Genomic DNA, 13566 nt, shown 5'->3' on the forward strand with positions numbered 1-13566 from the left:
TAAAATGCAGTTTCATATTTAATATCATATATCATTTTTGAATTAAGCTTGTATTACTTTATCAAAAATTAAAAAAAAACAGGCCGGCATTAAAAAAAGTGCCAGCCTGTTTACATTTAAAGTTTCTACTTAGAATTAATATCCAGGATTTTGAACAATATTTGGATTAGCAGTTAATTCTTGTTGAGGAATGGGTGCTACCCTTCTATTATCAGGATATGGTATATTTAAATTAATATTATTAGGTCCTGCGGGAATAGCTCCGGGGTTAGCAACTCTATTAATAGGTAATTGTAATCTATTCATATCATACAACCTATCACCTTCAAAAGCTAATTCTTTACGTCTTTCAGTAACAATTGCCTGAAGAAGTAAAGGACCTGTTACAGTATAAGGTGCAGCAAGCGGGTCACGTTGTGCTAACAATGCATTTAAATAATACAAAGCATCAGTTTGATTAGTGGGCAATGAAGCTTCAGCAGCAATTAAATAAACTTCTGCCAACCTTATTACTTTCAAGTTATCTCTATCCGTATTTTGTGCATTAGGGAACTTAATAACAATGTAAGCAGGTGATCCACTTTTAGTAGTTCCAGGAACCAACAATCCTCTTCTAACATCGGTAGCAGAATACAAATTATATAATTGGCTGGAACAGTAGATATCGTTATAACCATTATAATAAATTCCTCCCAAATCATCAAATCCATTGTTATTAATGGCATCACAATCCACTTCAAACATAGTTTCAACAGCATCGGTGCGAGCAGCCGGATTTTGCCAAAAAGCTGCATAATTATTAGGAGTAACTAATGTAAAGGGACCATTATTAATTACATCTACTGCTGCACTTTTAGCATCAGCATAATCGCCCATATATAAATAAGCCCTAGCCAATAATCCTTCAGCAGCATATTTACTTATGCGAACCGAAGTAGAATAAGCAGGAGCATTTGCAACCGCCATTTTTAAATCGCTGATAATTTGGCTATACACTTCACTAACTTTATTTCTTGCAGGAAATAAATTAGGATTAAAATGAAGAACAATAGGAACACCAAGAGAAGTTGAATCTACAGTGTATGGCTGAGCATATATATTAACTAATTTAAAGTATAAAAGACCTCTGATTGCATAAGCCTGTGCTTTAATAGCAGCTACATTAGGCCCGGTAACATTTGCATCAATAATATTGTTTACTCTAAGAATAGTTATGTATGCCTGGTTCCACATTTCACCAACAACGGCATCGCTGGAAACTACGCTATAATTGTATTGTGAAAGATAACGCCCGGAATTTTTTGTTTCAACATAGGTATTATCCGCTTGTAAATCGCCTATTACCGGAAAATCTCTGCCATAAAGTGCTACTGCACGTAATCCTGCATAAGCACCATTTAATGCATCTTGTAATCCGGATTCAGTATTTAAAGCTTGAGTAGATGGCACCGAATCATTTGGATTTTCAACAATAAAGTTTTTGCTACACCCCATTAAAATTAATGCAGATGAACAAACCGTAAGGGCATATTTTTTTAGAAAACTTTTCATTGTAAAATATTTTTATTATAATAATTGTTTATTTTAAATTCAGGTATTACAAACCAATTTTGATACCACCGGCAATTGTTTTGGGAATAAAAACTTCTAAATTTCCAATTCCATTAATACCGGCTTCAGGATCAAATGCTAGATTTTTGTCAACCCCGAAAGTGAAAATATTTGTACCTCTAACATATACGGTAACATTCTTTAAATATGCTCTTTTTACTAAAGAACCCGGAATTGTATAATTTAATTGAATATTTCTTAAACGTACATAATCGCCTTTATAAATGTAACGAGTAGAAGTTCGATATCCATTCTTATTTCCTCCTAAAACAATTTTAGGAACATTAGTAATGTCACCCGGATTTTTCCATGCATTCAATTGAGTGTTTAATTGATTAAATGCACCATAATATGCACCATCACTATTCAAATAAGCACCCCATTGGTCAAACAAGTAGTTACCATAGTTATAAAATAATTGAGCATCTAAAGAAAAGTTTTTGTAAACGAAAGTATTGTTTAATGAACCGTAAAATTTAGGTGCTGCAGAATAACCGGTTAATGCTAACTGTGTAGCAGAATAATTATTTGTTTTTGTTTTCTTAGTGGCATCTGTGTACCAATTAGGATCACCATTAGTAGGATCAACACCAGCCCATTGACGTAAATAAAATTCTTGCAAATCATGTCCAACAGTATAATAGAATGGTGAAGCACTAATTGATTTATTTTGGAATAATGACTCTACCCTGTTTTTATTATGTGCGAAATTGAAAGATACAGTCCATGAGAAGTTTTTAGTAACAACCGGTTTACCACCTAATGTAATTTCAATACCCTCATTTTTAACGCTTCCAACATTACTTAATTGACCACCGGGAAAACCTGAAGTTGGTGATAATGTTGTATTCGCCAATAAATCGGAAGTAACCCTGTTATAATAGTCAACAGTTCCAAATAATCTGTCTTTGAAAATACTAAAATCAACTCCTACATCAAATGGTTTATTCTTTTCCCAAGTTAAATTAGGATTACCGATGTTTGAAGGCGCACTTCCCGGTACACCGGTGTAATTATAACCATACCCATATGTAGCAAGTGCTTGGTAATTTCCAAAGCCTAATGAGTTACCGTTAGAACCATAAGAAGCTCTTAATTTTAACAAGTTAATCCATGAAATATTTTTGATAAATTCCTCCTCATTAATATTCCATGTAGCACCTACAGAAAAAAAGTTACCATATCGGTTATTCACCCCAAAAACAGAAGAACCATCTCTTCTAAAACTTCCACTAAGCACATATTTATTCTTAAAATTTATATCCGCATTAGAAAAGATAGAATTGGTTGCATTTCCGCTTGGTAATGCATATGCCGATGTTGGTGTAGCTGCGGAAGCCAAATAAGTTAGAGCGAGTGTGCTAGGAAATCCTTGGGCGCCTGACTGCAAAGTGTAATATTTATATTGCTGAGCTTCATATCCTAGTTTTAAATCAAAGTAAATATCATTGGCTTTGTTTAAATTTTGCTTAAAGTCAGCAAAGTTACTCCATGTCCAATCAAACACTCTTGTAAAAGCAGAAAAAGCATCCCCACCATGAGCATATCCATCACCATAGAAAGGGTTACGATATTGATCTTCCTGAATAGTAAAGTATTCACCTGAGTAACGACTAGTAAATTTCAAATTCTTTAAAATTTGGAATTCACCTGATACATAACCCCTAAATGTAGTTTGTTTAGCAGTATTTTTATTATAAGCTGCTTGTACCAATGGGTTATAAATACCACCGTTTAACGGAAACTCACCTTGTGGGTCATTATATTTCAAAGATCCATCTGCATTACGAGGTGAATACCAAGGCAATAAGAAGAAAGATTCTAATACGGGATTCGCAAATGTACCACCGTTAGTTGGCGTTGACTGTTCACTGGTACTTCCATTTAATCCGGTAGCAAATGTTATTCTGTCATTAACATGATGGGTAACAGATAAACTTCCATTGTACCTTTTGAAATATGTATTCAATGTGGTACCATCTTGATTAAAATAACCACCACTAGCATAAAACTGTGTTTTGTCATTTCCGCCACTTAAGCTAAGGTTGTATTGCTGTTGTGCTGCATGAGGTTGATTTACTACATTAAACCAATTGGTATTTACGGTAGAATCAACACCAAAACCATTAACGGGATCAAAAATAATTGCATTTGCTTGAGTATTGTTAGCGGCGTAACCGGCATTAATTAAAGCTTGTTGATAAACAGTAACAGATTGTGCAGTAGTTAATGGCTTAACCTTAGGATCATAAGCCCTACTGTTATCACCAATTTCGGTGCTAAAATTAATACGTGTTTGTCCGGCTTTCCCTTTTTTTGTTGTAACCAATATAACACCATTAGCAGCACGTGAGCCATAAATTGAAGTAGCAGCTGCATCTTTCAAAACAGTAATACTTTCAATATCATCCGGATTTAAAGAGCTTAACACGTTAGCAGTTGTGGTGTTAACGGTAAAATCGCCTGTTGAAGCAATTACTCCATCAATTACCCAAAGAGGCGATGCGCTTGCATTAATAGAACCAATACCACGAATACGGATATCAGTAGCAGAACCCGGCGCGCCTGATGATGAAGTTGATTGTAAACCGGCAACTGCACCCTGCATGGCCTTATCAACAGATGTAAAAGGCTTATCAGCCACTTCTGAACCACTAATGGTGGCAACCGACCCGGTTACATTTGTTTTCTTAGTTGTACCATAAGCCACTACCACAACTTCTGATAAATCAGATGAACCTCTTTGCATTTTTACCATCATATTATTAGTGATGGGAAGTTGCAATGGAGCAAAATTGACTGCAGTAAATGACAGGGTTTTAGCAGATTCCGGCACTTGAATGGTGAAACTTCCATCTTCACCTGAACTGGTACCTAACTGTGTACCTTTGACTAAGACAGAAACACCGGAAAGCGGTGTGCCGTTTTCATCAACAATTTTTCCCTTTACTGTTCGGGTTTGTGCTAAAAGTGAGCCGGCAGTCACTAATAGGCATAACAACAAGGTTAGAAATTTTCTCATGTGTTTTATATTTGGTTTTTAGAATGAGCAGACAATAAAATCACCTTGGTTACATGTAACCATTTAAAAATTTTCCATTCAATTTTTTTTAATCGTAGAAATGAGCGCACATAATAAAAAAGTGCTGCACCATTCCTCATAAAAAAGTTAAATAATTTTTATTTAACATTGAAAAGTGAAGTTATTGCTACATCTGCATTTCAAAGTCTTAAACAAAATTATAATACGCTTAAACGAAACTTAAAAAAGAATTAAAAGCAGATATATTTTAATACGTGGAAGCTTATTTTATGGACTAAAGGAAGTGGTTTGACTTTAACCAATTAATAACCTCATGCGGCCATTGACTTAACCATGAATCATTTTCTGCCATTCCAAAACCATGTTTCCCATGATCATAAATAAACAATGCAGCAGGAATATGATTGGTCAATAATTGTTCATAATACATAATGCTGTTTTGAACAGGAACCGTTTTATCATCGCCTGCTTGAATTATAATTGCAGGAGGTGTATTTGGAGAAATATTTTTTTCGGCAGAAAGATGTTTGATTAAATCCGCATTTGGTGCTTCGCCCAAAAGCATTTTTTTACTGCCAGCATGTGCATAGGGACTTTCCATGGTAATAACAGGATACAATAAAATTGTAAATGAAGGGGTAATAGTTCCTGCATTTAATGGATTAAGTGTACTTATAGTTGCGGCTAAATGTCCCCCGGCAGAAAAACCCATTATGCCAATTCTGTTTTTTTGTATATGAAAAGAATCAGCATGATTATAAATATAATTCAGTGCTTGATTGGCGTCATTATATTGTGCCGGATATTCATGCCCTCGCAATAATTCATCATTTACACGGTAGTGTAATACAAACACATCAATTCCATTTGAATTAAAAAATTTTGCCGGCTTTACACCTTCTTTCTCCCATGCTAAATACCTGAAACCACCACCGGGACAAATTAAAATTGCTGTTCTTTGATTATTGGCAATATGATTAGTTGCAGGATAGTATTCCATGTAAGGCTTAACTGTATCAAAACCATTTTTAATGATATTGTTTTCACTATCAGCGTATAAATAAATACGTTGTTGCGCATTTACCATATTAGGTATTGAATAAAAAATGAGTATAAAAAAAATGAGTAAACGCATAACAAAATAGTTTATAAATCAGCAATTGGTGAAAATTTGGGTACCAGTACTTTCATAATTAACCATGCAACAACGTAAGCAAAAGCACACACTAAAAATAAAATTAAATACGCGGTTTGAGGATTATTTTTAAAAGCATCCGTTAACCATCCTGCCATTAACTGCATTAATACCCCTCCTATTCCACCTGCAAGACCTCCTATACCTGTTACCGAACCAACTGCTTTCTTAGGAAATAAATCCGATACCGTTGTAAATATATTCGCTGACCATGCCTGATGTGCAGCAGCAGCAATACAAATAACAATTAAAGCATAAATGTAAGCAGTATTGCCAAAAATTGACACATTGCCAAAATACTGGGTAGTTACCAGAATAATGGGCAATAGTGCTATAATAAACATTGCTTTCATTCTTGCTTTATAAGTTTCCATTCCTTTATTAATAAAGTACATGGGAAATCCCCCCCCTGCAACACTACCAACAATGGCTATACCGTAAACAGTGAATAAAGGTAGCATAATTGCTTCGCCTTGCATATTGAACTGCTTTTTCATATAATCAGGCAGCCAAAACAATAAAAACCACCATACACCATCAGTTAGGAACTTACCAATAAAAAATGACCATGTTTGACGATAGGCTAACAATTTAATCCAGGGTATTTTATTTTTATCAGACTTTACATCAACAGCACTTACATCATCGCTGTGTATATATTCAAATTCTGCCTTCGATAATTTTTTATGTTTTGCAGGTGTATGATATAATGCAAACCAAAAAATTAACCATATTAATCCAATTGCACCGGTTAAGAGAAAAGCCATCTGCCAGCCCTCTATTGATTGATTAAACCAACTATGAACAGCTAACCAAGGTACCAATAAAGCAGCAACCATTGCGCCAACATTAGCACCGCTATTAAAAATTCCTGTAGCTAAAGCTCTTTCTTTTTTGGGAAACCATTCTGCCACTGTTTTTATAGATGCAGGAAAATTTCCTGCTTCACCTATACCAAATAAACTTCTTACAATAACATGCTGATACACTGCTCCTCCACAAAAAGCATTAACCATGCCCATAAGCGACCAAAAACTAAGCGATATAGCCAACCCTAATTTAGTACCAATTTTATCTATTATAGCCCCGGCAAATATGGTAATGGTAGCATAAAAACCGGTGAACCAAGAAGTAATTAAAGCGAAGTCAGAATTAGACCATCCATACTTATCAGACAAAATAGGTTTTAAATACCCTATTACTTGCCTGTCCATATAGTTGATCGTAGTGGAAAAAAATAACAATGCAACAATCGTCCATCGATAGTTGCCTAATTTATTTCGATTCATTAATATTAGTTATTGGTTTGAAAAAAATTGAACCAAGCGGGCAACTGTTTCCGTTAATTCATGCATATTCCCATTATTAATTACAGAAGGAGTTATTAATTTGCTTCCTAACCCTACACCAACGGCACCGGACTTACGCCATTCCATGATGCTTTCTGTATTAGCTTCCACACCGCCGGTAATTAAAAAATCAATTTTAGGAAATAGAGGTTTAATGGCTTGTACATAATGGGGCTGCAATACATTACCAGGAAAAAGTTTAAGTAACGACCATCCCGCAGAATATGCAGTGTGTATTTCTGTAGGAGTCATACAACCGGGAATCCATAAAATTTTATGCATGTAGGCAATGTCAGATATATCAGCATCAAAAACAGGGCTTATCAAAACATCAGCCCCTGCTTCAATAAATAATTGTGCATCTGAAGTATTGGTTATGGTACCTACACACAATAACAAATCCGGCATTGTTTTATTACGTTCTTCAACCAAAATTTTGAAATTAGCAAGCGCTTTTTCACCCCTATTTGTAAACTCTATAGCACGAATACCACCGGCATACAATGCCTTACTTATTGCAATGCATGTAATAGGATCATGATGATAAAACAGTGGTAGAATAACTGCATTTTTAATAATATGAGTTGTATTTTCTTGGCTAAGCATATTGTTGCATTATTTTTAAAATATCAGGAATGGTTTGTTGGGTTACATCACCAAATTCATGTAATTTACCAAATGCAGCAGCAGCCGCAAAATTTATAATTTGCTGCGTTTGCATATTTTGCTCAATCCCATATATCAATGCAGCCATAAAACAGTCGCCACTACCTACTTTATCTTTTACATTATTCGATTGCATTTCAGGTGAAACCCAAAATTGCCCTTCATGAAATAAACTTGCATAATATTGAAGGCTACCATCAGGCATATCGAAACGAAAAGTATTGGCAACGGTATGGCATTTAGGAAATTGATTGATAATATAAGAAACAGTTGATTCCGCATGATGCAAATATGCATCCTTTGAAATTTTACCATCATTAGAAAGATGCAAAGGCGCACCTAATAATAAATTAGCCGACCAAATATTGCCCATAATTACGTGGCAATATTTTGCTAAAGAAGGCAATATTGTATCCGGTTTACGATTGGGGCTCCAAAGCGAAGCACGATAATTTAAATCGAGTGAAATGGTTATATTTTTTTTTGAAGCAGCCTCTAACATTTCTTCACAAACTTGTACAAGGGTATCATTCAACGCAGGTACAATTGCTGAAAAATGCAACCATTTAACATTGGCTAAAACATTCTCCCAATTGATTGTACCGGGTTGTAATTCTGCAAATGCTGAAGCTTTTCTATCAAAATAAACTTGTTTATTTTTTACATCTGTTCCTTGCTGCAAAAAATACAATCCTATTCTATTTCCACCACGTTGAATGGCAGCAGTATCTATTTGCGCATGCTTTAATTGATTAATTATGTCATCTGCAATAAAATTATTTGGCAAGGCTGTGCAATAAGATACCGGCACCTGCCAATTGGCTAAAGCATGCGCTACATTTAATTCTGCACCACCTAAATACACCTGCAATTGATGTTGCGACAACCAGTTGCTTGCTGCAGGTGGCGAGATTCTTAATAACAACTCACCAAAACATAAAATTTTTTTCATTGTATTTTACTTAGTATCTATAATGCCAATAACCTCAGTAAAAAATTGATCACCAATTATTCCAATTTTATACTTTATTAAAATGTCTAATAATTATAATAGTTATTTCATTAAAAAAATATCTACCAATTAAAATAGTTTTTAGCATTGTAAAAACAAATATCCTGTATTACCTTCCCTATCCAAGGTATATCATTTGGCAATTCTCCGTTTTCAATTTCTTCTCCAAATAAGTTACATAAAATTCTTCTGAAATATTCATGCCTTGGATAGGATAGAAAACTTCTTGAGTCTGTAAGCATTCCTACAAATCTGCTTAACAAACCCATGTTAGAAAGTGCATTCATTTGTTTTACCATTCCATCTTTCTGATCTAAAAACCACCAAGCTGCACCAAATTGAATTTTACCGGCAACAGAACCATCATTAAAATTACCAATCATAGTGGCCATTAACTCATTATCGGCGGGATTCAAATTATATAAAATTGTTTTAGCCAATCGGTCATCATTATCTAATTTTCCTAAAAATTTGGACAAGTTTTTCCCTTGTGGAAAATCACCAATTGAATCCCATCCGGTATCAGGCCCTAACGTTTTTAACATCCGGGTATTATTATTACGTAAAGCCCCTAAATGATATTGTTGCACCCATCCTTTTTCCCAATCCCATTCAGCAAAATGTACCAACATAGCCGACTTGAACTTTCTTTGTTCTACATCGTTTAAATGTTTTCCGGCGTGTACTTTAGTAAAAATGCTGTCAATTTCAGAACCGGTAAAATCTTCCGCATAAATTTCTTCTAACCCATGGTCACTCACACTGCAACCCATAGATGCAAAAAAATCATGACGGTTTTGCAACGCATACAAAAAGTCATCGAATGAAGAAATGGAAATATTGGTAATTGCTTCCAATTTTTTTATATAGCCGATAAACTTTTCCGGATCAGCAACATTCATGGCATTATCAGGCCTAAAAGCAGGCAAAATGGGTATTTCAAAGGAATCGTTTTTTAATTTTTGATGGTATTCCAAAGTATCTACTGGATCATCTGTAGTGCAAACGGTATAAACATTCATTTTGCGCAATAAATTTTTTACAGAGTAATCCGGTTGATTTAACAACGTATTGCAGTGTTCATAAATTTTTTCAGCAGAATGTTCATTTAAAATATCGTTTATACCAAAATATCTTTTCAATTCCAAATGCGTCCAATGGTATAATGGATTTCGTAAAGTATAGGGAACAGTTGCAGCCCATTGTAAAAATTTCTCTTTATCAGAAGCATTACCTGTGCAATACATTTCATCTACACCATTGGTACGCATGGCACGCCATTTATAATGATCGCCATATAACCATACCTGTGTAATTGTTGAAAAACGAGCATCATTGGCGATTTGTTCGGGAGACAAATGGCAATGGTAATCTATAATTGGCATTTTTTCAGCATAATCATGATATAGTTGAACAGCAGTTTTATTATGCAATAAAAAATTTTCGTCTAAAAATGGTTTCATATTTAAAATTTTACATAATAGTTTAAAAATTATAAACTCACACCACGTTTCCATGGAATGAAATCATCTTGGTTTAATTGAACTGCTTTAGGAATTACTTCACCACTTGCAGCTTTAATACAATATTCCAAAATTTGCTTGCCCATATCTTCTATGGTTAATACACCATCAATAACGGAACCGGTATTAATATCAATAATATCAGCCATTTTTTCTGCTAAAGCGTTATTGCTGGAAACTTTTATTACCGGACAAATAGGATTTCCCGTGGGTGTACCTAAGCCCGTTGTAAATAAAATTAAAGTTGCACCACTGGCAGCCTTTCCAGTAGTAGCTTCAACATCATTACCAGGCGTACAAACTAAATTCAATCCGGGTTTCAAAGCTTCTTCTGTATAATCTAACACATCAACAATGGGTGATGTACCGCCTTTTTTAGCTGCACCTGCACTTTTCATGGCATCAGTAATTAACCCATCTTTTATATTTCCGGGAGAAGGATTCATATGAAAACCGGACCCGGCTTGTATTGCAGCATTGCTATAGGCCTTCATTAAATGTATAAATTTGTTAGCAGTTGTTTCATTATCCATTCTATCAATCAGTTCTTGTTCAACACCACATAATTCAGGAAATTCAGCCAATAAAACTTTACCGCCTAAAGCCACTAACAAATCAGCACAATACCCAACAGAAGGGTTGGCAGAAATGCCACTGAAACCGTCACTACCACCGCATTTTACACCTAATGTTAGTTTAGATAACGGTGCCGGCTTTCTTTCTATTTCATTAATCTGCATTAATCCTTTAAATGTTTGCCGAATTGCTTCGGAAACTAAAGTTGTTTCATTACCAATTTGTTGTTGTTCAAATACCAATAAAGGTTTATTGAATGTTGGATGATAACTTTTAATTTCATTGAGCAATTCAGCTAATTGCAAATTTTGACACCCTAAACTTATAACGGTAACACCCCCTACATTGGGATGATTAGCATAAGCAGCTAATAATTTTCCTAAAACTGCTGCATCCTGCCGAATACCACCGCAACCACCTTGATGATTCAAAAATTTAATTCCATCCACATTTTTAAATAGTCGTTGTTGAGATGGTTTTGCAATATTTTCAAATGCAACTGAATCAATTGGAATTTGATTTTCATAAGCCTTAACTAATTGCTGTGCAAAATTTTTATATTTATCTGTAACAGCATATCCCAAAGTAGTATGTAAAGCTTCTTTAATTACATCAAGATTTCTGTTTTCACAAAATACGGTAGGTATAAATAACCAATAATTGGCAGTTCCTACACTCCCATCAGCCCTATGATAACCGTTAAAAGTTCTGTTTAAAAAAGAAGATACATCAGGTTTGTGCCATATATAATGGTTTGAACGATATGCATATGGCTCTGCTGCATGTTTTAAATTGGCTGTAGTTACTAATGATCCTGCCGAAACGTTAGTTTGAGCCTTACCTACCAAAACACCATACATAATTACCGCATCACCGGGTTGCATGTTGTTAACGTAAAACTTATGTTTAGCTGGTATATCTTCTATTACAGTATATTCTTCATTAGCATATTGTAATTTTTCACCTTTTTTTAAATCACGCAAAGCAACAACAACATTATCATTTGGATGAATTTTAATAATAGCATTCTGCATAAATCATTTCATTTAATTAATTGAAGAAACCATTTGTTGATGCATCAATTCTTCCATAACTGTTAGTACATTATTTTGCTGCATATTGGTTAGGTATAATTCAATTTGGGTTTCTAAATTAGGCAAGAGAGCAGATTTTATATTAAAATAATTTTCGTTCGATAAAATAGTATCAATTATTGTTGAAAAATCAGCATTGCTTTTCCATAATTGATGTATTTGCAAGGCATAATCATCTTGTAATATATAAGTATTGTGTCCTTGCTGTTGAACCGGCTGTCCTTGTTCATTCACATTGGATTGCATGAAATATAAATATCCTGCAATTCCCAAGGCCATAAATGGCGGTACCGATTTAAATTGTTGCAGATATGCTTCAATTAGGGGCACATTGCGCATTTTCATTTTGGAAGTATATTGCATGGTAATATTTATCCAGTGATGAGCAATGGCCGGATTTCTAAATCGATCCAACACTTGTAATGCAAATTGTTTAGCTTTTTGTTGCGTTAGTTTTTCACTTAATATAACCGGGGCAATTTCATAAAGCATTAAGTTGGTAACATAGGAAGCAAAAATGCGGTTATCCATTGCCTCTTTAACAGTATCAAATCCTGCCAAAAATGCTAACCCACATGAAAAAGTATGCGTGCCATTTAATAAACGAAGTTTTAGTTCACGATATATGCTTATATCGTCTTCTATAATAACGCCGGCATCGGCCTTTGCAAATGATAAAATATTTTTGGTAGAATGACGAGAAGTTTCAATGGCCCATAAACGATAAGCTTCGCTCATAATCATCAACTCATCTTCATAACCTAACTCCTGATTAACAAATTTGGCATCATGTTCTGATAATTTTCCGGGAACAATTCTATCTACCAATGAATCACAAAAATCATTGGCTTCATTCAACCATTTCAAAAAATCGTTGCTTAAATGATTGCGTTTTGCTAATTCAATAATAATTTCTTTTAATTTCTTTCCATTATTCACAATTAATTCAGTTGGAATAATAACCATTCCACTGCTGTCAGCTCCATTAAAAATGGTAAACCTATGATACAAAAATGCCAATAATTTTCCGGGAAAAGAAACAGGTGGTGCGGCAAAAATATCATCATCTTCCATTAATGAAATACCTACTTCTGTTGTATTGGATATTACTATTTGCATATCAGGGTTTGCAGCACAAGATAGAATGTCATTCCATTCATTGTGTACATTTAATACTCTGCTAATAGCAGCATTCACCCAATATTCTTGTACTTTGACATTATTTTCAATTCCACGTACAACTAAAGTATATAATCCATCCTGTTCATTAAATGCATCAGTTGAACCGGCATTTGTGGATTTAACCACAACAATTCTACCATTAAAAAGTCCCTGTTTATTGGCTTTATCAATAAAATAATCGGGAAGTCCTCTTAATAAAACACCTGTTCCAAATTGAATAACCTTTTCCGGCAAAGAAAAAATTTCTTCATTAGGTATTGATACTCCCCTTGTTTTTTTAATAGCAGCTAAATTGCTTTTACATAATTTCATACC

9 protein-coding genes are annotated in these 13566 nt (G+C 34.4%); all 9 read right to left on the reverse strand.

Annotation, left to right across the window (positions count from 1 at the left end):
• Positions 1–135: 135 nt before the first annotated feature.
• Positions 136–1551, reverse strand: a complete 1416-nt coding sequence (locus tag LX80_RS09770) for a RagB/SusD family nutrient uptake outer membrane protein (protein WP_111295762.1) — start codon at positions 1549–1551, stop codon at positions 136–138.
• Between the two features lie 46 nt (positions 1552–1597).
• Positions 1598–4633 (reverse strand): SusC/RagA family TonB-linked outer membrane protein, encoded by a 3036-nt coding sequence (locus LX80_RS09775; protein ID WP_111295764.1) that lies wholly within the window; start codon positions 4631–4633, stop codon positions 1598–1600.
• Positions 4634–4928: 295 nt separating this feature from the next.
• Complete coding sequence (locus LX80_RS09780; RefSeq protein ID WP_111295766.1) at positions 4929–5789, reverse strand: alpha/beta hydrolase; 861 nt, start codon at positions 5787–5789, stop codon at positions 4929–4931.
• An 11-nt stretch (positions 5790–5800) separates the two neighbouring features.
• Positions 5801–7138, reverse strand: a complete 1338-nt coding sequence (locus LX80_RS09785; RefSeq protein WP_111295768.1) for an MFS transporter — start codon at positions 7136–7138, stop codon at positions 5801–5803.
• 9 nt (positions 7139–7147) lie between these two features.
• Positions 7148–7804 carry a bifunctional 4-hydroxy-2-oxoglutarate aldolase/2-dehydro-3-deoxy-phosphogluconate aldolase gene (locus tag LX80_RS09790; protein WP_111295770.1) on the reverse strand — a complete coding sequence of 219 codons (657 nt, stop codon included), beginning with the start codon at positions 7802–7804 and terminating at the stop codon, positions 7148–7150.
• A complete protein-coding gene (locus tag LX80_RS09795) occupies positions 7797–8816 on the reverse strand; it encodes a sugar kinase (RefSeq protein ID WP_111295772.1) in 1020 nt (339 codons plus the stop codon). The genes LX80_RS09790 and LX80_RS09795 overlap by 8 nt, the downstream gene beginning before the upstream one ends.
• Before the next feature lie 122 nt (positions 8817–8938).
• Entirely contained in the window at positions 8939–10339 is a 1401-nt protein-coding gene (uxaC, locus tag LX80_RS09800; RefSeq protein WP_111296203.1) for a glucuronate isomerase, read from the reverse strand.
• Positions 10340–10368: 29 nt separating this feature from the next.
• A complete protein-coding gene (locus tag LX80_RS09805) occupies positions 10369–12009 on the reverse strand; it encodes a UxaA family hydrolase (RefSeq protein ID WP_111295774.1) in 1641 nt (546 codons plus the stop codon).
• Between the two features lie 12 nt (positions 12010–12021).
• Positions 12022–13563, reverse strand: coding sequence for a tagaturonate reductase (locus LX80_RS09810; RefSeq protein ID WP_111296205.1), 1542 nt, complete (start codon positions 13561–13563; stop codon positions 12022–12024).
• Between the last annotated feature and the right edge of the window lie 3 nt (positions 13564–13566).

It is taken from the genome of Hydrotalea sandarakina, assembly GCF_003254115.1.
GTDB classification, from domain to species: Bacteria; Bacteroidota; Bacteroidia; order Chitinophagales; family Chitinophagaceae; genus Hydrotalea; species Hydrotalea sandarakina.